This is a genomic window from Streptomyces caeruleatus (assembly GCF_001514235.1).
Lineage (GTDB): Bacteria > Actinomycetota > Actinomycetes > Streptomycetales > Streptomycetaceae > Streptomyces > Streptomyces caeruleatus.
In genome coordinates this window covers 168,755-189,279 of record NZ_KQ948927.1, presented here as the reverse complement: position 1 = coordinate 189,279, position 20,525 = coordinate 168,755, and the positions used below count along the sequence as shown (strand labels likewise).

Here is a 20,525-nt window from a genome sequence, read left to right as displayed (position 1 = left end):
GAAGGCGCCCCGGGCCGCGGGCGCGCTACCAGCGGAACTGGTCTCACTTGCTCTTCTCCCGCTCCTGCCGACGGGCTTCGAGGGGGCGCTCGCGGCGGTAGCGGCGCTCCCACTTGGCCTGCATGTCACGGCGGTCGCGGTAGGAGCGGTAGTCCGCGGGCATGGAGCCTCCCGCCGAGGCCCCTCCCCCGGCCCCGCCGCTCGGCGCGGAGAAGCTCCGGCCGTACCGCAAGTAGAGGAAGAGCACCGCGACGGCGGCCAGCCAGTAGAGGTGGTTGTCGAATCCTGAGATCACCAGGACGACGGTCCCGGACATGACGATGGTGCCCATCACGGGCCTCCGTTGAGCGTGGATCGATTCTGGATCTTGAGCGGTGAACGGTGAACGAGGTCCGGCGGGGTGCTGGGGAAGGGCGACCGTCCGTCGGTGCGTAGAGACTAGCGTCGAGTCCGCAGGGTGACGCCTGCCCTGCGCGAAGCGGCGTGAGCTGCTCCGTTACGCGTGTCCAGCGTAGGGATCCGGTCACCGGGCGTGCATCCCCTTTTCCCGTGACCGGGGTGCCGTGCGGGTCCGGGGTGGTCAGACCCCGGGCGCTGCGGTGATCACCCCGGCCCCGACGGCCGCGCCCAGGGTCGTGTGGTCGGTGACGGTCTGGTCGGCGTAGGCGAGGGCGAATTCGGTGACCGCGCGGTCGAATGTGTCGGCGCCGCCGAGGTAGCCGGCGATGGCGATACGGTCCCCGGAGCGGGCGTGTGCCCGGGCGAGGGCGGTGCCGCACAGCCGGGCGTAGGCGAGGAGGTCGTCCGGGCTCATCCCGGCGACGTCCGCCGAGCCCTTCATGTCGCGCAGCTGACGCCAGTAGAAGGCGCGGCCCTGCGGCCCGGACATCCAGCCGAGGAAGATGTCACTGGCCGCCTGCAGCAGCCGCTGCCCCGCGACGACGCGATGGCCGGGGTGGACGTACGGACCGCTCGGCAGATGCTCCTCCAGCACGGACGGCCGCGCCTCCTTGATCTGGAGGAACAGCGGGTCGTCGGTGTCCCGCCCGGCGAGCAGCACGATGAAGCAGCGCAGGCCGACGCTGCCGACGCCGACGACTTTGCGGGCGGCGTCGACGAAGCGGTAGCGGTCGAGGAGCAGCCGGCGTTCCTCGGTGAGGGTCGAGCGGTAGTCGCTGAAGATCTTGCGCAGCGAGGCCATGTCGGACATGCCCGCGGGTTCGAGGAGCGGCGGGTCGTGGATGATGCGGCGGCGGCCGTCGACGACCTCGGTCAGCCGGTCGAAGGCCCGCAGGCTGGTGCGGCGCCGGGCGCGCCCGAGGCTGGCCTCGACGCGGCGGCGGTCGCGGGTGGAGCGGACCAGGGGCAGCAGCTGATCGGCCTCGATGCTCGTGTACCAGACGTCGAGCTCGCCGCGCCGGGCCAGCCGCCGCATGGTGGTGCGGTACGCCGCCACGGACGCGAGGGCGGCTCGGGCGGCCTTGGCGTCCGGGTGGCCGATCTCGCGGGCGGCCACGGCGACCGAGGTGGCGAGCCGTTTGACGTCCCACTCGAAGGGCCCGCAGAACGTCTCGTCGAAGTCGTTCAGGTCGAAGAGCAGGGAGCGTTCCGGGGAGGCGTACAGGCCGAAGTTGAGCAGATGGGCGTCGCCGCACAGCTGCACGGTGAGGCCGGTGTGCGGCGCGGCGGCGAGGTCGGCGGCCATCACGGCGGCGGCGCCGCGCAGGAACGCGAAGGGCGACGCGGCCATCCGGCCGTACCTGATCGGCAGCAGCTCCGGCAGCCGGTCGCGGCCCTGGCGTTCCAGTACGGCGACGGGGTCGGGGCGGTCCACGGAGGGGATCCAGGCGGCGTGCGCGGAGCGGGCGACCAGCTTGCGGGCGGTCTTGCCGCGAAGGGCGCGGTCGGCAGGGGAGGCGGGGGTCGTCATGCGGTGACGGTTCTGTGGACGGCGGCCCTGGGCGCCGGTTTGGGCACGCCCGCCCTGGGCGCCGGTATCGGTACGGCCGCACCGTCGACCGGCCTTCGTATGCCGTGCCTGCCCATCGCACCTCCCGCCGCCACGCCCGCTCGGGGCGAGGTCCGTCACCTCCTGATCGCAGTGAAGGCGGGGCGGGAGGCGGACGCATGCCGGGTACGGCAATCGGGTGACGGCGCCGTCCGGCGCGCGGGGGCCGTTGTCAGTGCTGTCCGGCAGGATGCGGACACGGACGTGGTGTGGCGGCAGGACGGGTGGAGGCCGGGATGGGCGAGGGACTGCGGTACGTCGGGGCGGCGGAGCGGCGCGCTCGGCTGGGGCTGCGGCATCGGCTGGCCGGGGCGGCGCGGGCCGGGAGCCCGGAGGAGGTCGCCGACTCGCTCGTCGCGCTGCACGGGACCGACCCGGCGACCGTGTACCTGGCCGTGGGGGCGCGGCTGGCGGAGCCCGCGAAGACCGTCGTGGAGACCGAGCGGGCGTTGTACGAGGAGCGGGCGCTGGTCCGGATGCACGGCATGCGGCACACCGTGTTCGTCTTCCCCACCCGGCTGACGGCCGTCGTGCACGCCTCGACCGGCCTCGCGGTCGCCGCCCGCGAGCGGGCCTCGCTGGTCAAGCACATGGCGACGGCGGGGGCGCCGGACGCGGCCTGGCTGGCGGAGGTCGAGGCGTCGACGCTGGCCGCGCTCGCACGGCGCGGACAGGCGACCGCGGCCGAACTCGCCGCGGACGAGCCGCGGTTGCGCGAGCGGTTCGTGTACGGCGCCGGCAAGAGCTACGAGGGGGTGCACACCGTCTCGACGCGGCTGCTGCGGGTGCTGGGCGTCGAAGGGAAGGTGGTGCGGGGGCGGCCGCTGGGCTCCTGGACGTCCTCGCAGTTCCGGTGGGCTCCGGCGCCCGCTCACCCCGAGCTGGACGTCGCCGGGGCGCAGGCGGAGCTGCTGCGGGACTGGCTCGCGGTGTGCGGGCCGGCGACCGAGGCCGACCTCAAGTGGTGGACGGGGTGGCGGGTCACCGAGGTGCGCCGGGCGCTGGCGGCGACGGGGGCGCGGGCCGTGTCCCTCGACGAGGGGACGGGGTACGTCGTCGACGGCGACGTCGATCCGGTGGCGGGGCCCGAGGAGCCGTGGGCGGCGCTGCTGCCGGGGCTCGACCCCACGGCGATGGGGTGGCAGCGGCGGGAGTGGTATCTGGCACCGGAGTTGTGGCCGTCGCTGTTCGACCGGAGCGGCAATGTGGGGCCGACGGTGTGGTGGGACGGGCGGGTGGTGGGCGGGTGGGCCCAGCGCGGGGACGGGGAGGTCGTCTGGCGGTTGCTGGAGAAGCTGGGGAGCGTGGAGCGGCGGGCCGTGGAGGCGGCGGTCGCGGTGGAGGCGGAGCGGCTGCGGGGGTGGGTGGGGGCGGCTCGGGTGACGCCCCGGTTCCGGACGCCGTTGGAGCGGGAGTTGTCGGCGTAGCGGTGGGGCCGTAAGCACGGTGCCGGGTGCCCTTGGTCTTGGGGGCACCCGGCGTGGCGCGGCCTACCTGGCGTACCTCATGAGCGCCCGGACCATGTGGCACGTCGTGTCCGACGGCGGGTGGACGCCGATCGTCTGCGCGGTGCTGCGGATCGTCTCGTTACGGGCCTGGTTGGGCATGTAGACGCCCGTGTCGAGGAGGGCTATCGCGAGGCGCAGGGCCTTGAGGCGGCGGTTGTGGGTGATGTACCACTCGCGCGGACGGCCCGGCGGCAGCGGCCGCTTCTCCACGGGCGCGTACGGCAGGTCGAGCAGCACCGGGTGCTTGGCGGTGGACTGAGTGGGCTTCGCCTTCAGTGCGGCAGCGGGCACAGGCATCCTCCTGTCGCGGTGGAGCGCCGGCCGGGTCCCCGGCGACGCTCTCGAACACTGACTCCAGTCTAGTACCTGGCACTGACAATCGGGGGGTGCCGGACGTCCATGAAATCCCCTGGTCAGCAATGAGTTTGGCACCATGTCACACCGGGTTCGAGAGGTGTGCTTGAGACACCGGAAAATTCGAACACCGGGGACTCGGGATACGGTGAGCGGCATGGAGATCTGGATCAATCCGGCCTGTTCCAAGTGCCGTAGCGCTCTTACGCTGCTCGACGCCGAAGGGGCCGACTACACCGTCCGCCGTTACCTGGAGGACGTGCCGAGCGAGGACGAGATCCGGGAGGTGCTGGACCGGCTGGGACTGGAGCCGTGGGACATCACCCGGACCCAGGAGGCCGAGGCCAAGGAGCTCGGGGTCAAGGAGTGGGCCCGGGACGCGGATTCGCGGGAGCGGTGGGTGAAGGCGCTGGCCGAGCATCCGAAGCTGATCCAGCGGCCGATCATCACGGCGCAGGACGGTACGGCCGTGGTGGGGCGCAGCGAGGAGGCCGTGCGGGACGCGCTGTCGCGGGAGGGCGACTGAGGGGCCCTCAGGGCGTGTGTGACGCAGGTTACTTGAGCGACTCCCATGACCACTGAGTAACTTCGTTCGGTATCTCGTACATAGCGGCGTACGCTCCCCGACCTCTTCAGGAGGCGCGCATGTCGCGTAGGAGAACTGTCAGTGCAAAGAAGAAGCTCGCGCTGTTGGTGAGTGCGGCGACGGTGGCGGGAGGCGGCGCCTTCGTCATGGCGAGCACCTCGAACGCCTCGCAGGCGCCGACGGTCAAGTCCGCCGCGGACTCGACCGTCTGCCAGGGGCTCGCCACCGCGCTCGGCAACAACCAGCGGTTCATCGAGGGGCAACGGGCCAATCCCGACGCCCAGTCCGAGGCGCGGATCGCCAACCGCGAGGCCGTGATCGCGCAGATCAAGGTCCAGCAGGAGGCGTCCGGGTGCGCCGCCGGGGAGTCGGCTCAGGACTCCCAGGCGGCACAGCCGGCGGCGCCGAGTGCTCCGGCGGCGGGCGCCGAGGGTGCCGGAGGCGCCGAAGACGCGGGGGACGCGGGGGACGCCGGGAATGCGGGGGACGCGGCGGGCAACGGCGGCGGTGCCGCGGCCTCGGGCCAGCAGGTCTGCAACGGGTCGACCGTGACGCTCTCGGGTGAGGGCGGGGCCCCGGCCGCCTCCAGCAGCCAGTTCCCGGCCGGTACGAAGCTGAAGGTCACCAACCTGGACAACAACAAGTCCACGACGGTGGAGGTCACCTCGGTCTCCGGCAGCTGTGTGCTGCTCAACAACGCGGCGTTCGAGCAGGTGCGGGAGGCCGGCAAGTTCCTGATCCGGCGAGCGGTGATCGAGAAGGTGGGGTGACGCTCCGGTAACCACGCCGTACGTGTCAGGGGTCCCGCCACTCGCGGCCACGGGTGGCGGGATCCCTCTTGTGCGAGCGGGCGGGCGTGCGTGCGGGCGTGCGGGCGTGCGGGCGGAAGTGAAGCTCGCCACACCGTCGGCCGGTAACACGGGGTTCACATTCGGGCAATGATCGGGAAATCGCCTGTTGACAGGCTCGCGGGCATCAAGTGCGGCGCCCCAGTGCCGCAGCGCCGCAGCACCCGCAAGTGCGTCAGACACACCCCCGAAGGAAGTGGCCCGTGACCTTCAAGGCTGAGTACATCTGGATCGACGGCACCCAGCCGACCGCCAAGCTCCGTTCCAAGACGAAGATCATCACGGGTGAGCCCGTCGGTCTGGACGCGCTGCCGATCTGGGGCTTCGACGGGTCCTCCACGAACCAGGCCGAGGGCCACTCCTCGGACCGTGTCCTCAAGCCGGTCTTCACCTGCCCGGACCCGATCCGCGGCGGCGACGACATCCTCGTCCTGTGCGAGGTCCTCAACATCGACATGACGCCGCACGAGTCCAACACCCGTGCCGCGCTCGCCGAGGTGGCGGAGAAGTTCGCCGCCCAGGAGCCGATCTTCGGTATCGAGCAGGAGTACACGTTCTTCCAGGACGGCTACCCGCTCGGCTTCCCCAAGGGCGGCTTCCCGGCCCCGCAGGGCGGCTACTACTGCGGTGTCGGCGCCGACGAGATCTTCGGCCGTGAGGTCGTCGAGGCCCACCTGGACAACTGCCTCGCCGCCGGTCTCGCGATCTCCGGCATCAACGCCGAGGTCATGCCCGGTCAGTGGGAGTTCCAGGTCGGCCCGGTCTCCCCGCTGGAGGTCTCCGACCACCTGTGGGTCGCCCGCTGGCTGCTCTACCGCACCGCCGAGGACTTCGGTGTCTCCGCGACGCTGGACCCGAAGCCGGTGAAGGGCGACTGGAACGGCGCCGGTGCGCACACGAACTTCTCCACGAAGGCGATGCGCGAGGGCTACGACGCCATCATCACCGCGGCCGAGTCGCTCGGTGAGGGCTCCAAGCCGCTCGACCACGTCAAGAACTACGGCGCCGGCATCGACGACCGCCTGACCGGTCTGCACGAGACCGCCCCGTGGAACGAGTACTCCTACGGCGTCTCCAACCGCGGTGCCTCCGTGCGTATCCCGTGGCAGGTCGAGAAGGACGGCAAGGGCTACATCGAGGACCGCCGTCCGAACGCCAACGTCGACCCGTACGTGGTGACGCGTCTGCTCGTCGACACGTGCTGCTCCGCGCTGGAGAAGGCCGGCCAGGTCTGATCCGCCCGGCTTCCGACAGGGCCTAGGGCCTGTCCGACGCCGGCATGATCCGCCGGACAGCCCTAGGGGCGTCCACCGTCGTGGTGGGCGCCCCTTCGCCGTGTGACGTCCATGTCCGCGTCCGAGCAGTGAGAGGAGGCTCCTTTCCATGGGCGGTGTCTGCTTCAATGGGGGCATGGCCAGCTTCCAGAAGTACTCCGCGACAGGTCGCCATGACCTCGAGCCCTTCTGGCCTTCCCGTCAGCACCACGACTTCGACCGGGTGTGTTGCCGCGCGTGAACGCGCGGGCCCTGTAAAGCCGTGATCCCCCGGCCTTCGGCCAGCGCGCAACGACGTACGTCTCCCACGGACCTCTCGCGCGAAAAGAGCTGACCTCTCATGGCGACCACTCGTACCCTCTCCACCGCCCCCACGCTCACCTCCCCGACCGGTGCCCGGCATCATCTGCGCGCCGTCGACCGGGACGAGGTGATCGACGTGGCGGACCTCCTACCGCCGGGTGCCACCTGGCTGCCCGCACCCCAGCACTCCCTGCCCACGCTGCCCGGCCAGCCGCCGATGATCGGCTACCTGGTGCTCGTCCCGGCCGACCAGCAGCCGCCGGTCGCGGCGCCCGTCGACGTGGCGGGCGACCCGCTCGTCACCGTCGACACCGTGCGGCGCACCGCGGCGGTCGACGGGCGTGAACTCGACCTCACCTACCTGGAGTTCGAGCTGCTCGCCCATCTCGTGACCAACCCGCACCGCGTGCACACCCGCGACCAGCTGGTCACCACGGTGTGGGGCTACGGGCATGTGGGGGACGGCCGTACCGTCGACGTCCACATCGCCCGGCTGCGCCGCAAGCTGGGCGCCGAGCACCGGGACACGATCCGGACCGTGCGGCGGGTCGGCTACAAGTACACCCCGCCGGTCGGCCGCTGACCCGTCCTCTGCTGACGGCAGAGTCCTGTTCCGTCCGGGCCGCGCAGCGTGCAGAGTCGGCTGTATGAGGCTTCTGGTGCTGGGTGGTACGGAGTTCGCGGGACGCGCCGTAGTGGAGGCGGCCCTCGGGCGTGGCTGGGAGGTGACCGTCTTCCACCGGGGGCGGCACGAGCCTGTGGCGGGGGTGCGGTCACTGCACGGTGACCGCACCGCGGCCGATGGGCTCGCCGCCCTCGCGGAGGGCGAGTGGGACGCCGTGGTCGACACCTGGTCGGCGGCGCCCCGCGCCGTGCGGGACACGGCGCGGCTGCTGCGGGGCCGCGCCGGGCGGTATGTGTACGTGTCGAGCCGCTCGGTGTACGAGTGGGCTCCGCCCGCCGGATACGCCGAGGAGGCGCCCCTCGTCCAGGGCGCCGAGGCCGGCGCGGAGCAGACCGACTACGCGCGGGACAAGCGGGGCGGCGAGCTGGGCGCGGTCGAGGAGTTCGGGCCGGACCGCTCGGTGCTGGTGCGGACCGGGCTGCTGCTCGGGCCGTACGAGAACGTCGGGCGGTTGCCCTGGTGGCTGAGGCGGATCGCGCGCGGCGGCCCGGTGCTGGCGCCGGGGCCGCGCGACCTGACCCTGCAGTACGTCGACGTCCGCGACCACGCGGAGTGGATCCTCGGCGCTGTGGAACAGGAGCTGAGCGGGCCGTACCACCTCACGAGCCCGCAAGGACACGCCACCATGGGCGAGTTGCTCGACGCCTGCGTGGCCACCGTCGGCGGCAGCGCCGAGCTGCGCTGGACCGAGCCGGAGGTGATCCTGGAGGCGGGCATCGAGCCGTGGACCCAGCTGCCGGTATGGGTGCCGCCGGGCAGCGACATGCATGACGCGCTGCACAGCGCCGATGTGTCCCGGGCCGTCGCCACGGGGCTGCGCTGCCGTCCCGTGTCCGAGACCGTCGCCGACACCTGGCGCTGGCTCCAGGACATCGGGGGGACCGCGCCCATGCGGCCGGACCGGACGGTCAAGGGGCTCGATCCGGAGGTGGAGGCGAAGGTGCTCGCCGCGGCTGGGGGAGGTGTATCTGGCACCACCCCCTGATCCGGGGGCCCGGCCCCGTGCCCGGCACTCCCGCCTCCGCGAGACTGACGGCATGACCAACGACAAGAAGAGCAGGCGTGGTTCGAGGGCACAGGGCATGGGGCTCGCCGCGCTGCGGGGGCTGGCGCTGGCGTTGATCTCCCTGCCGGGCGCCGTCTTGTGCCTGGTCCTCTCCCTCGTGTCCATCGCGCTGATACCGATCGGCGTCGGCATCGTCACGACGCCGTGGGTGCTGGCGGGGGTACGGATGTTCGCCGACTGGCGTCGGGTGCTCGCGGCCGAGTGGGGCGGGGTGCGGATCCCGCCTGCGTACCGGCCGTTGCCTAAGGACGCCAATCCGTGGAGCCGCACCTTCGGGATGCTGGGCGACCCGGCGACCTGGCGTGACCTGCGGTGGCTGCCGGTCGACATGACGGCGGGGTTCGTCACCGCGCTGCTGCCGGCGGCGCTGCTCCTCTACCCGCTGGAGGGATTCGTGATCGCGGCGGGGCTGTGGCGGGTCTTCACGGACGGGGGCGGCACGTACTGGTACGGCTTCGTGCCGGTCAAGGACCAGACGTCCGCACTCGGCGCGGGGGCTCTCGCGGTCGGCCTCCTCGTCTGCGCGCACTTCTTCACCGCGCGGCTGTTCCAGGTCCACTTCCGGCTGACCCGCGCGGTCCTCGGCTCCAACCAAGGTGAACTCGCCGAACGTGTCAGGGTGTTGACGGAAACCCGGCGCGACGCCGTCGACACCTCCGCCGCCGAACTGCGCCGGATCGAACGGGACCTGCACGACGGGGCGCAGGCGCGGCTGGTGGCGGTGGGCATGGATCTCGGCACGATCGAGATGCTGCTGGAGAAGGACCCGGCGCAGGCCAAGCAGCTCGTCGCGCAGGCCCGTCGGTCCTCCGCCGACGCCCTCGCCGAACTGCGCGACCTGGTGCGCGGCATCCACCCGCCGGTGCTCGCCGAGCGCGGACTGGGCGACGCCGTACGGGCGTTGGCGCTGCGGCTGCCGATCGCGACCGAGGTGAACGTCGAGCTGCCCGGACGTGCGGAGGCGCCCGTGGAGTCGGCGGCGTACTTCGCGGTCAGCGAGGTGCTCACCAACGCCGTCAAGCACGCGGACGCCGACCGGATCTGGATCGACGTACACCACACCGACGGGATGCTGCGCATCGGTGTCACCGACAACGGCAAGGGCGGTGCGGTGATCGGGGGCGGTTCGGGGCTCGCCGGAATCGAGCGGCGACTGGGTACATTCGACGGCGTCCTGGCCGTCAGCTCGCCCGCGGGCGGTCCCACCATGGTCACCATGGAGATTCCTTGCGCGTTGTCCTAGCCGAAGACCTGTTCCTGCTGCGCGACGGACTCGTCCGGCTCCTTCAGGCCTACGACTTCGAGATCGCGGCGGCCGTCGAGACCGGCCCCGAGCTGTCCCGCGCGCTGGCCGAACTGGAGCCGGACGTCGCCGTCGTCGACGTACGCCTGCCGCCCACCCACACCGACGAGGGGCTGCAGTGCGCGCTGGAGGCCCGCCGGAGGAAGCCCGGGCTGCCGGTGCTGGTGCTGTCCCAGCACGTGGAGCAGCTGTACGCGCGGGAGTTGCTGGCCGACGGCAGTGGCGGGGTGGGGTATCTGCTGAAGGACCGGGTGTTCGACGCGGACCAGTTCGTGGACGCCGTACGGCGGGTGGCGGCGGGCGGGACCGCGATGGACCCGCAGGTGATCCAGCAGCTGCTGACCCGGCGCGCGGCCGACGACCAGCCGCTGGCCCGGCTCACCCCCCGGGAGACGGAGGTGCTGGAGCTGATGGCGCAGGGGCGGACGAACGCGGCCATCGCCGACCGGCTCGTCGTCACGGAACGGGCCATCGCGAAACACACCGCCAATATCTTCGCCAAGCTGGGCCTGGAGGTGTCGGACGACGACAACCGTCGCGTGCTGGCGGTTCTCGCGTATCTCGACCACGGCCGGTGAAATCGGACCGGGCCGCGCACCCGCCGTGCGGGATCAACAACTCCTGGCGTTTTCGGGGCTGTTGAGCACACAGCGTTCTCACGAATCTCTCAACAATTTCCGGGACGACTGAACACCCCTGGGACGCCCTGCGTATCAATGGGAGCCGCTTCACTCCTGTCGGGCGCCTCGATAGCCCGGAAAAGGAAGTCAGAGGAGTTCCATGGGACGCAACATTCGAAAACGCCGTACGCCGCTGGCCACCAAGGCCATAGCCGCATCGGCGGCCCTAGCGCTCGGTGGGGGCGGGCTTGTATGGGCCAACTTCTATGCTTCGGCGCACGAGGACAACTCCGGGTGGAACCAGACGAAGTCCACGAACGCCCAGGTCGCGACGATCAACTGCCCTGACGTCGGCCAGCAGCTGACGAAGGTGCCGAGGAGCGCGCGCAGGGGCGTCGCCAAGGAGCTGGCGCTGCTGGACAGGCAGGTCACGGATGCCTACAAGCGTCTCGCCGAGACGCGGCAGGCCCAGGCAGGGGACGCCAACTTCGTCAACAACGCCATCCTCGGCCCGCTGAAGTCCAAGCGCGTGGCCACGCTCGACCGGATCGGCATCAACATCAACCGGGCCGGCGGGCAGCGTCCGCAGAACCTGGACCAGCTCGCCCAGTGCCAGGGCGTCCCGGCCGAGCAGCCCGAGACCAACGACGGCCAGCAGGGCGGGGACCAGAACCAGGACGGTCAGGACCAGAACAACGACGGCCAGAACGACGGCCAGAACGACGGCGGGCAGGACCAGGGCGGACAGGACGGCGGCGGGCAGGACCAGGGCGGCGGCAACGGCGGTCAGGCCGGCAACGGTCCGAACGCGGACGACTTCGTCGACATCACGCAGGTCCAGGGCAACGCACAGCTGGGCGTCGGCGCGAACGGTCTCCCCGCGAACGGGGACGGCGGTTCGACCGGCAGCTTCACCACGAACTGCGGCACCAACGAGAACGAGAACCGCAACTCGGACAACGTGATCGTCGCTCCCGGTGTCAGCAACGGTGCGCAGCACCAGCACGACTACGTCGGCAACCAGGCCAACAACGCTTTCGCGAGCGACCAGGACCTGGCGAACGGCGACACCACCTGCCAGAACCAGGGTGACAGGTCGTCGTACTTCTGGCCGGTGCTGCGGGTGCAGGACGGTCAGAACGACATCGACGCCAACGCCCCCGGTGGCGGTCAGGACGGCAACGTCGGCACGATCGTCCAGCCCAGCGAGGCACAGCTGAAGTTCGTCGGCAACAGGACGAGCGACGTCGTCGCGATGCCGCAGGCCCTGCGCATCATCACCGGTGACGCCAAGGCCTTCGTCAACGGCAACAACAACGCCAACGCCAACTGGAGCTGCACCGGCTTCGAGGACAAGGTCCAGCTGCACGACAAGCTGCCGATCTGCCCCGAGGGCAGCTCCGTGGTGCGGACGTCCAACTTCCAGAGCTGCTGGGACGGTCAGAACATCGACAGCGCCAACCACCGTACGCATGTGGCGTTCGTACAGGGTGACGGCACCTGCGCCAACGGTTTCCAGGCGATCCCGCAGCTCCAGGTCCGCCTGGTCTACGACGTTCAGGCGCCGCAGATCCAGAACGGACAGGTCCAGAACGCCTTCGCGGTGGACTCCTTCCCGGACCAGCTGCACAAGGCGATCACCGACCACAACGACTTCATCAACTTCTTCGACGAGAACACGATGAACCAGGTGGTCCAGTGCATCAACAGCGGGCAGGACTGCCAGTAGTCCTGAACCACTGAAAAGCCGGCGGTGGGATTTCCCACCGCCGGCTTTTCGCCTGCTCCCGCTCGCGTGCTCAGCCGTGGTGGCCGCCGCTGTTGTGACTGCCTCCGGGATTCATGTGCGCGGAGCCTTCCTCCATGGTGCCGCCCAGCTTGCTCTGCAGCGTGGTGACCGTCTTCTCCTGGCCGACGGCGACCCATTTGCGGCCGACGAGGTAATAGCCGCCGTAGTCCTTCGCACCGTTCAGCCACTCGGCCTGGCCGCGGTCGGTGGCGAAGGTGGCGAGGATGTACTTGTCCTTGCCGGTCTTGCAGATGGCCTGGCGGATTTCGTCGGCGTCGGTCTGCATGTTCGGGTCGCACTTCGCCACGGCGGCCAGCTGCTCCAGGCTGCCGGTCGCCGTCTTCGGCGCCTCGGCCTCCTTCTCGCCGCCGGCGCCGCAGCCGGCCAGCGTGAGCACCGCCATGGCGCCGACTGCCGCGAGCATCGGTCGGGTCACCTTCATGTCTTCCTCCCTCGGGGGCCTCCCGGTGGATACGGCTCCCGTGCGCGGAGCGCTCAAAATACCGCTGCCGGTGTTCGCCCACCCGTGCGAGAGTGACGCCGTGAACCAGGACTGGGAAGATCGCGTGGCCGAAGCGTGGGCAGCCTTCGACGACAACCCCGAGACGGACGCGGCCGACTTCCGCGCCGTCATCGACACCCTTGTCGCCGAGCTGCCGGACGACAGCCCGCTGGGACCCTTCGAGCGGGCCTGCGCCTGGGACTCGACCGGACGCTCGGACAACGCGGTGCCGCTGTACCGGTTGGCGCTGGCGCGCGGGCTGAGCGGCTACAAGGGGCGGCGGGCGAAGATCCAGCTGTCCAGTTCGCTGCGGAATGTCGGGCTGGCGGAGGAGGGGGTCGCGCTGTTGACGCCCGAGCTGGATGCTCCGTCCGACGAGTTGGACGACGCGGTACGGGCGACGTTGGCGTTGTGTCTGTCGAGTCTGGGGCGGGATCGGGAGGGGCTGGCGCTGGTGCTGGGGGCGTTGGCCTCTCATCTGCCGCGTTATCAGAGGTCGATGGCGAATTATGCGCGGGCGCTGGTCGTCGATACGCCGTAGGGGTTGCCGCGATTTGTTGTGCGGCGACTGCGGGTGCGTTGTGGCTGGTCGCGCAGTTCCCCGCGCCCCTGGGGCGCGTCCCGCGCCCTGGGGCGTTGCCGGGCCCTGGGGCGTTGCCGGGCCCTGGGGCGTTCCCGCGCCCTGGGGCGTTGCCGGGCCCGTGGCTGAAATGCCGGGGCGCTTGGCGCTTGGAGTGGCCAGCCCAAGCGGCCCGCGTCACGGTGACCTACGGACCATTCGCTCGTTCTGCTGAACGTGCAGTCACAGGATGTCGCCCCGCGCCCCGCAGCCGAAGCCGTCGATCCGGTCGTCGATGTCGAGCGGGCCGAGGCCGCGCTCGTCGAGCACTATCCGCGTCTTGTCCGGCTCGCCTACCTGGTGCTGCCGCCGAGCCTCGGGCGCAACCGGCGTGTGGTGACCGCGCACTCCCTCATCCAGCGGGCACTGCCCCGGGGCCGGGCGGCGTCGGCGCCCGCGATCCCGGCCCAGTCGACGGGACGCGAGGGTGACCCGGGGTATGCCTTCCTGCGGCTGCGGGTCCTGACCACGGCGCTGGAGGCGGGCCTGCCGTTGCGCCGCCTGGCCTGGCCGAAGCGTTCCCAGTTGCCGCCCCTGCTGCCCCAGATCTGGGGCCTGCGCCTCTTCCCCCGGTCGGGCGGCGCCGACGAGCTCGCCCTGGACCAGCGGCTGTCGGCGCTGTCCGGCCCGGCGCGGGCGGCCTACGTGCTGCGCGGGCTGGAGAAACTCCCGGACGGCGAGGTGCGCGACGTGCTGGCGGCGGCCGGTGTCGAGGACGTGGACGAAGCGCTGGAGGAGGCCGACGCCGTCCCGGCGCAGTACGCGCTGCTCGACTCCCCCGAGTTCGACCCGTGCTCGCTGCAGGCCCGGCCCACCGACCTGATGCGGCGCAGGCAGCACACGAAGGCCGCGCTGGCCGCCGGGGCCGCCCTGCTGGTGTGCGGGGCGCTGCTCGGTATGCCCGGTGAGGGCTGGGGCCCCGACGGTCCCGCCGCGCCCTCGTACGCGCAGAACCCGGCGGCCGAGGCTGCCCTCGACCCGGCCCAGTTGACGAAGGTCCCGGCGCTGGCCTGGCAGTCCGCGGCCCGTACCGACTTCTCCGTGTGGCCCGCGCGCGGCGACCTCGCCGACGACTCGGCGCTGCTGCGGCGCGCGCTCGCGGTGTGGGCGCGCCCCGGCGAGAAGGTCACCGTCTCGGCGACGCCCGGCACCCCCTCGGGCGGCCCGTCCGGCGCGCCGCAACTGCTGTACGCGGGGGACGTCGACAACGCGCGCGTGGTGATCCTCTACGACGGTCTGCGCATCGCCCGTTACGCCGAGCCGCTGGACGGCACGGACGGTGCCGCCCTGGACTTCTCCCGGGTCGACAACGCGACCAGGGCGGAGGCCGGCGCGGTGGTGCTGAGCCGCGCCGACGGCAATGTGCGCTACCTCATGGCGCCCTGGGTGAAGAAGGCGGCCGAGCGGGACCTGCTGAAGCCGGGAGCCGGGGCGATGGACCTCACGGTGACCGACGGTGTGACCTCTCCGATGGCGAGCCCCGCCACCCAGCAGACCGGCGCGTGCTCGTCGTGGAACGCCCTCCAGGTGACCGACAGCACCGGCACCCGACTGCTGACCGACCTAGCCGAACTGGTCCCGGCCCGTCTTACCACCGGCCGCCCCGGCGCGACCAAGGACGTGTCCGGCACACAGGCGCTGCACACCTGGGCGCCGTACTCCTGCTGGCTGGGCGCGATGCGCTCGGCCGGGGTGCGCACGGTCAACGCCTGGGCGTACGCCCGGCAGGCGCTGCCCGACGGGACCGGCGCCGCAGACTGGGTGTGCTCGCGCGCGGAGACCTGGCGGGGTGGCGGCGAGCGGGTGCTGGCCCAGTTCCGGACGCCGGGCGCGACGCACGCGGCGGTGGCGGCGAAGGCACAGAACGTGCCGGCGTGCGGGGCGCGTGATCCGCATGTGCTGGCCGGGGTGCTGTGGAAGGCGCAGGCGGGCAGCTGGTATCTGCTGGCGGCGGGCGCCGGGGACACGGAGTCGATCCGGGCCACGGGCGGGGTGCGCGGCAGTTCCGAGGGCAGTCTGCTGGCCGTGCGGGCGAAGCAGGGCGCGCAGGCCGAGTTGCAGGGCACGTTGGAGAGCGGGCGCTCGATCGACGGCCTCAAGTGACTTGCTGACGGGAACGTAAACAACAGCCTGCACAAGGGTTCACCCCTGGGCTACTCGTCAGTACATTGACGCCATGTCTAATACGCAGGACCGGATACCCCTCAAGGCCCGCAAGGTGTCCTTCTCCTGGGACGACACCCCGTTGCACTGGGTCCCCGGCGATCCCTTCACCACGCACACCATCAACGTGCTGCATCTGCTCCTGCCCGCCGGCGAGCGGTGGTTCGTGCATGTCTACAAGCAGGTGCTGCCGTACATCCGGGACGAGCGGCTCCGCGAGGACGTCATCGGGTTCATCGGGCAGGAGGCGATGCACTCGCAGGCCCATGACGAGGTGCTGCCGCATCTGCGGGAGCAGGGGCTCGACCCGACGCCGTACACCGCCCAGGTCGACTGGCTCTTCGAGAAGCTGCTCGGCGACCGCACGCTGCCGCCGGGCCGGGCGCGCCGCTGGTGGCTGATGGAGCGGGTGGCGATCATCGCGGCCATCGAGCACTACACCGCGTTCCTCGGGGACTGGGTGCTGGGCGCCGAGGAGCTGGACCGGCGCGGCGCCGACCCGACCATGCTGGACCTGCTGCGCTGGCACGGTGCCGAGGAGGTCGAGCACCGGTCGGTGGCCTTCGACCTGTTCATGCATGTCGACGGCGACTACCGGCGCCGGGTGCGGACCTGGGCGACGGCGTTCGCCGCCCTGGTGTTCCTGTGGCAGCGCGGGGCGCGCTTCTTCATGGAGAACGACCCCACGCTCGTGGACGGCCGGGCCACCTTCAAGGACTTCTACGTCCGGGGCAGGCGGGGCACGCTCCCGGCGACCGGCGACATGCTCAGGTCCATCCCCCGCTATCTGAGCCGCACCTACCACCCCTCGCAGGAGGGCTCCACCGCGCAGGCCGTCGCCTATCTGGCCGCCTCCCCCGCCGCCCTGGCCGCCGAGAAGGGTGCCGCCTGATGCCGAAGCCGCTCACGGTCGCCGTCCTCGCCGGGACCGCCCTGCTCGTCCGGCGCGCGATGCGACGCCGAATCCGGACCTCTCCGCTGTGGCCGATGCCCGCCCTGGAGGAGCCGGTCTCCGGGCGGCCCCGGTCGCGGGCGCTGCGTGTGCTGGTGGCCTCGCGGGAGGAGGTCGCGGAGGGGGTCGTCCGACTGCGGCTGGAGGGGCGCGACCTGCCCGGCTGGGAGCCCGGTGCGCATCTCGACCTCGTGTTGCCGTCGGGTCTTGTGCGGCAGTACTCGCTGTGCGGGGACCCGGAGGACGGCTCGTCGTACACGGTGGCGATCAGGCTGGTCGCGGACGGGCGGGGCGGCTCGCGCGAGGTGCACGAGCAGGTGCGGGAGGGGATGGAGCTGGAGGTGCGGGGGCCGCGGAACCGTTTCCCACTGGTGGCGGCCCCGTCGTACGTGTTCGTCGCGGGCGGTATCGGGATCACGCCCGTGCTGCCGATGCTGCGCGCGCTGGGCGAGGGCGTGGAGTGGCGGCTGCTGTACTGCGGGCGGGACCGCGCCTCGATGCCGTTCCTGGAGGAGGTCGAGAAGCTGGGCGGGGACCGGGTGAGCGTCGTGGAGGGGGTGCCCGACCTCGACGGGCTCCTCGCGGACGTGCCCGAGGGTGCCGCCGTCTACTGCTGTGGGCCGGAGGGGCTGATGGCCGCCGTGGCGGAGCGGTTCCCGCACGTCCAGCTGGAGCGGTTCACGCCGCGCGCCTCGACGGGCGGTGCCTTCGAGGTGGAACTGCGGCGCAGTGGGCGGACGTTGACGGTCCCCGCCGACTCGACCGTACTGGCCGCCGTACGCGCGGAGTTGCCCGACACCGCCTACTCCTGCGAGCAGGGCTTCTGCGGGACCTGCCAACAGCGGGTGCTGGAGGGCGAGGTGGAGCACCGGGACGAGTTGCTGACCGACGCGGAGCGGGCCGACTCGATGCTGATCTGTGTGTCGCGGGCTCGGAGTGATCGCCTGGTGTTGGACATGTGAGCGCAGACGTGCGGGGGCGTGTGAACGTCCTCGATCGGTCCGGTCCGTTCGGGGCCGGAAACGATCGGTAAGGTGTTCGCATGACTACCGGGGTACGCCGAAGAATGGGAGTCGAGGAGCGACGGCAGCAGTTGATCGGCGTCGCCCTCGAACTGTTCAGCCAGCGCTCGCCCGACGACGTCTCCATCGACGAGATAGCGTCGGCCGCGGGCATCTCACGCCCGCTGGTCTACCACTACTTCCCCGGCAAACTCAGCCTGTACGAAGCCGCGTTGAAGCGGGCCTCGGACGAACTGGCGGGCCGTTTCGTCGAGCCGCGGGAGGGGCCGCTGGGGGCCCGGCTGCTGCGCGTGATGCGGCGGTTCTTCGACTTCGTGGACGAGCACGGCCCCGGTTTCTCCGCGCTGATGCGGGGCGGCCCGGCCGTCGGCTCCACGCGGACGAACGCGCTCATCGACTCCGTGCGGCAGGCGGCGTATGTCCAAATCCTTTCGCATCTGAACGTGGAGAACCCGCCCGCGCGTCTGGAACTGGTCGTCCGCTCCTGGATCTCGCTCGCCGAGTCCACGGCCCTGATCTGGCTCGACGGCCGGCGCATCCCGCGCGCCGAGCTGGAGGTGCAGCTGGTGCACGACTTCGCCGCGCTGGCCGCGGTCAGCGCCGCCAGTGACGAGGAGATGGGCGCTCTGTTGCGCCGCATGCTCAAGGACGAGCCGGCCGACGGCCCGTTCAACGAGCTGATCGGCCGGCTGATCTCGCTGGCTTCCTAGGGCGAACGCCCTAGCGTTCGAACTTGCGATACGACGGGTCGAGGTCGCGTACCTCGGCGGAGGCGTGCAGGACGACACCGCCGTCCTCCACGTGCTTGCGCAGCAGTTCCAGGACGGCCTCGGTCAGCCTGGCCTTCGTCTCGTCGGTGCGCCCGGCGAGCAGGCCGAGCGTGACGTGCACGATCGCGTGGCCCTGCGCCTCGGGGTCCTCGTAGCCGAACGCCGTGTACTGGCTCTGCCGGAACTGCGTCTTGCACGCCTCCGGCTTCGCCGCCGCGATCTCGACCGTGGCCGCGTGCAGCGCCCGCGCGAAACTCTCCCGGTCGAAGGCGTCGGCCAGTACGCCGGAATAGTCGACGGTGATCTGCGGCATGGGCACTCCTGTTCTACAGCGGCAACTGGGCTCACCCTAACCGCAGGGCCAGCATCGCGATGTCGTCCTCCTGGTCCCGCCCGAAGCACTCAAGCAACGTGTCGCACAGCTCGTCCCCGCCGGTCGGGGCGTCCGCGGCGGCCTTGCGGAGCTGCTCCAGGGAGACGGAGAGGTCGGTGCCGCGGCTCTCGATCAGACCGTCGGTGACCATCAGCAGGCAGTCCTCCGGGGTCAGCACCAGCTCGGTGGGCGCCGGCCGGTCCAGGCCCAGGCCGAGCAGCGGACCGTCCACGGGAACGTACGCGGTGTCGCCCTCGGACCGCACGATCAGCGGCGGGATGTGGCCCGCGTTGGCGATCCGGGTGCGTCCGGTGCCGGGGTCGACCAGGGCCAGGCAGACCGTGGCGGTGACGTCGGGGTGGTAGTGCAGCAGCATCCGGTCGAGGCGTTCGGCCAGCGTGCCCGGGTCGCTCTCCTCGACGCAGTAGGCGCGCAGCGCGTGCCGGATCTCGACCATGACGGTCGCCGCGTCCAGGGAGTGTCCGACGACGTCGCCGACCGCGGTGAGTAACCCGTCCGGGGTGCGCAGGGCGGCGTAGAAGTCGCCGCCGATCTCGGCCTGCCGGGAGGCGGGGACGTAGCGGACGACGACCTCGACGCCGGGGAGGGAGGGGAGGCGGTAGGGCTGGGGCAGGAAGCTGTGCTGGAGGGTGAGCGCGACGTGGCGCTCCGCTTGGTAGCGGAGGAGGGGTTCTGCGGCTAGGGCGGTGGCCTGAGCGAGGCGCTCCTCGGGTTGCGCCGCGGTAGGTGGTGCCGGGTTGTGCAGTCGGGCGGGTGCGGGTTCGTGGTGGCTGGTCGCGCCCCGCGGCGGAGCCGCATATCGATACAGCCCCGCGCCCCTTAGGGGCGCTGCCGGTGTCGCGATGCAGACTCGGGCTCGGTTCTCCTGGCCCGAGGCCAGGATCAGGTGGGCATCCTCGCGGACGCCTGGGTGGAAGAAGCCGGCGGGCCAGAGGGAGGCGGGGACGATGGTGCTGTGTACCTCGGTGCGGCCGGTCCGGCCTTCCGCGAGGCGGGTGATCAGGCGGGCCGCCGCGATGTGCGGGGCGGTGTCCGGCACGGCGGTGGGGGCGTCCGTCGGGCGGGTGAAGCCGTGGCCTCGGGGGCGGTTGAGGGAGGTGCCCCAGTGTGGTTCGCCGTCCGGGCCGATGACGAAGACGACCGCGGGTGTGCCGGTGAGCCGGGACATGCCCATCGCGGCCGCGTCGGCCAGTTCCCCTAGGCAGCGCGCGGTCTGCACGGTGACGATCGCCTCGGACAGCAGCGTCAGCCGGTGTGCGAGCACCTCGGCCGCGCTGCGCCGGCGCGCCCCGCGGACGGCGGCCCGTACCACCGCCTCGATCTCGCTCGGCTCGGCCGGCACGGTGAGGTAGGCGTCGGCGCCCGCGTCGAGGCCCCGCCACCGGTACCCCGCGTCCACGGCCATGGCGGAGAAGTGGACGACGGGCAGCGCGGCCGTGGACGGCCGGGCCTTGACCAGGCGGCACAGTTCGAATCCGCTCATGTCGGGCAGTCCGACGTCGACGAGGGCCAGGTCGGGCAGGGCGCCCGCGCGCAGCCGTAGGTCGAGCTCGCTCAGCGCCTCGCCCGCGCTCGCGACGGGGACGACGTCGTGGCCGGCGCGGCGCAGTACGGCGCCCATGGCGAAGCGGCTGGTCGGGACGTCGTCGACGACCATCACGGTCGTACCCGACTGCTTGCCGAATCCGTCCATCGTCGGGAGCCCTTGGAGACGCGTGAGTGGGGCGGCCCCGCTGCACCGGGACCGCCCCACTCACGT

20 protein-coding genes are annotated in these 20,525 nt (G+C 71.6%); 14 read left to right on the top strand and 6 right to left on the bottom strand.

The genetic code is table 11. From position 1 onward, the window contains the following. Positions 1 to 43: 43 nt before the first annotated feature. Together AQJ67_RS13210 and AQJ67_RS13205 are read right to left on the bottom strand one after the other, a co-directional pair. Positions 44 to 331: a hypothetical protein gene (locus AQJ67_RS13210; protein ID WP_062718828.1), complete on the bottom strand. Its 288-nt coding sequence runs from the start codon at positions 329 to 331 to the stop codon at positions 44 to 46. Positions 332 to 580: 249 nt separating this feature from the next. Next, a complete protein-coding gene (locus tag AQJ67_RS13205) occupies positions 581 to 1,930 on the bottom strand; it encodes a DUF2252 domain-containing protein (RefSeq protein ID WP_062718825.1) in 1,350 nt (449 codons plus the stop codon). 314 nt (positions 1,931 to 2,244) lie between these two features. Here AQJ67_RS13205 and AQJ67_RS13200 point away from each other — a divergent pair, with 314 nt between their 5' ends. Beyond that, positions 2,245 to 3,435 carry a winged helix DNA-binding domain-containing protein gene (locus AQJ67_RS13200; protein WP_062718823.1) on the top strand — a complete coding sequence of 397 codons (1,191 nt, stop codon included), beginning with the start codon at positions 2,245 to 2,247 and terminating at the stop codon, positions 3,433 to 3,435. Positions 3,436 to 3,498: 63 nt separating this feature from the next. On the opposite strand, the gene AQJ67_RS13195 is transcribed toward AQJ67_RS13200, so the two are convergent. After that, positions 3,499 to 3,807 carry a hypothetical protein gene (locus AQJ67_RS13195; protein ID WP_062718821.1) on the bottom strand — a complete coding sequence of 103 codons (309 nt, stop codon included), beginning with the start codon at positions 3,805 to 3,807 and terminating at the stop codon, positions 3,499 to 3,501. A 220-nt stretch (positions 3,808 to 4,027) separates the two neighbouring features. Here AQJ67_RS13195 and AQJ67_RS13190 point away from each other — a divergent pair, with 220 nt between their 5' ends. The 8 genes from AQJ67_RS13190 to AQJ67_RS13155 all read left to right on the top strand — a co-directional run bounded on the left by AQJ67_RS13190 (position 4,028) and on the right by AQJ67_RS13155 (position 12,284). Next, positions 4,028 to 4,396, top strand: coding sequence for an arsenate reductase family protein (locus AQJ67_RS13190; RefSeq protein ID WP_062718819.1), 369 nt, complete (start codon positions 4,028 to 4,030; stop codon positions 4,394 to 4,396). A 119-nt stretch (positions 4,397 to 4,515) separates the two neighbouring features. Beyond that, positions 4,516 to 5,226: an RlpA-like double-psi beta-barrel domain-containing protein gene (locus AQJ67_RS13185; protein WP_062718817.1), complete on the top strand. Its 711-nt coding sequence runs from the start codon at positions 4,516 to 4,518 to the stop codon at positions 5,224 to 5,226. 281 nt (positions 5,227 to 5,507) lie between these two features. Beyond that, the gene (glnII, locus tag AQJ67_RS13180) at positions 5,508 to 6,539 is read left to right on the top strand and encodes a glutamine synthetase (RefSeq protein WP_062718815.1); all 1,032 of its coding nucleotides are present in this window, start codon (positions 5,508 to 5,510) and stop codon (positions 6,537 to 6,539) included. Positions 6,540 to 6,918: 379 nt separating this feature from the next. Then, positions 6,919 to 7,464 carry a winged helix-turn-helix domain-containing protein gene (locus tag AQJ67_RS13175; protein ID WP_062718814.1) on the top strand — a complete coding sequence of 182 codons (546 nt, stop codon included), beginning with the start codon at positions 6,919 to 6,921 and terminating at the stop codon, positions 7,462 to 7,464. Positions 7,465 to 7,528: 64 nt separating this feature from the next. Next, the gene (locus tag AQJ67_RS13170; protein ID WP_062718813.1) at positions 7,529 to 8,551 is read left to right on the top strand and encodes an NAD-dependent epimerase/dehydratase family protein; all 1,023 of its coding nucleotides are present in this window, start codon (positions 7,529 to 7,531) and stop codon (positions 8,549 to 8,551) included. 52 nt (positions 8,552 to 8,603) lie between these two features. Then, positions 8,604 to 9,875 (top strand): sensor histidine kinase, encoded by a 1,272-nt coding sequence (locus AQJ67_RS13165; protein WP_062718812.1) that lies wholly within the window; start codon positions 8,604 to 8,606, stop codon positions 9,873 to 9,875. Next, positions 9,860 to 10,513, top strand: a complete 654-nt coding sequence (locus AQJ67_RS13160; protein WP_062718811.1) for a LuxR C-terminal-related transcriptional regulator — start codon at positions 9,860 to 9,862, stop codon at positions 10,511 to 10,513. The genes AQJ67_RS13165 and AQJ67_RS13160 overlap by 16 nt, the downstream gene beginning before the upstream one ends. 202 nt (positions 10,514 to 10,715) lie before the next feature. Next, positions 10,716 to 12,284 carry a DUF1996 domain-containing protein gene (locus AQJ67_RS13155; protein ID WP_062718810.1) on the top strand — a complete coding sequence of 523 codons (1,569 nt, stop codon included), beginning with the start codon at positions 10,716 to 10,718 and terminating at the stop codon, positions 12,282 to 12,284. Positions 12,285 to 12,354: 70 nt separating this feature from the next. Here the strand turns inward: AQJ67_RS13155 and AQJ67_RS13150 are convergent, their stop codons facing one another. After that, positions 12,355 to 12,786: a hypothetical protein gene (locus tag AQJ67_RS13150; RefSeq protein WP_208614956.1), complete on the bottom strand. Its 432-nt coding sequence runs from the start codon at positions 12,784 to 12,786 to the stop codon at positions 12,355 to 12,357. A 100-nt stretch (positions 12,787 to 12,886) separates the two neighbouring features. Between AQJ67_RS13150 and AQJ67_RS13145 the strand changes: the two genes are divergently transcribed. From AQJ67_RS13145 to AQJ67_RS13125, 5 genes are all read left to right on the top strand, one after another. After that, positions 12,887 to 13,387, top strand: coding sequence for a tetratricopeptide repeat protein (locus tag AQJ67_RS13145; RefSeq protein WP_244190451.1), 501 nt, complete (start codon positions 12,887 to 12,889; stop codon positions 13,385 to 13,387). A 255-nt stretch (positions 13,388 to 13,642) separates the two neighbouring features. Then, a complete protein-coding gene (locus tag AQJ67_RS13140; protein WP_062718808.1) occupies positions 13,643 to 15,568 on the top strand; it encodes a hypothetical protein in 1,926 nt (641 codons plus the stop codon). A gap of 73 nt (positions 15,569 to 15,641) precedes the next feature. After that, positions 15,642 to 16,520, top strand: a complete 879-nt coding sequence (locus AQJ67_RS13135) for a metal-dependent hydrolase (RefSeq protein ID WP_062718806.1) — start codon at positions 15,642 to 15,644, stop codon at positions 16,518 to 16,520. Continuing rightward, a complete protein-coding gene (locus tag AQJ67_RS13130; RefSeq protein WP_062718804.1) occupies positions 16,520 to 17,542 on the top strand; it encodes a PDR/VanB family oxidoreductase in 1,023 nt (340 codons plus the stop codon). The genes AQJ67_RS13135 and AQJ67_RS13130 overlap by 1 nt, the downstream gene beginning before the upstream one ends. An 80-nt stretch (positions 17,543 to 17,622) precedes the next feature. Next, positions 17,623 to 18,312 (top strand): TetR/AcrR family transcriptional regulator, encoded by a 690-nt coding sequence (locus tag AQJ67_RS13125; RefSeq protein WP_107122871.1) that lies wholly within the window; start codon positions 17,623 to 17,625, stop codon positions 18,310 to 18,312. A 10-nt stretch (positions 18,313 to 18,322) separates the two neighbouring features. On the opposite strand, the gene AQJ67_RS13120 is transcribed toward AQJ67_RS13125, so the two are convergent. Beyond that, complete coding sequence (locus AQJ67_RS13120) at positions 18,323 to 18,685, bottom strand: 5-carboxymethyl-2-hydroxymuconate Delta-isomerase (protein ID WP_062718800.1); 363 nt, start codon at positions 18,683 to 18,685, stop codon at positions 18,323 to 18,325. 31 nt (positions 18,686 to 18,716) lie between these two features. Next, entirely contained in the window at positions 18,717 to 20,459 is a 1,743-nt protein-coding gene (locus AQJ67_RS13115; protein WP_062718798.1) for a fused response regulator/phosphatase, read from the bottom strand. Positions 20,460 to 20,525 lie beyond the last annotated feature (66 nt).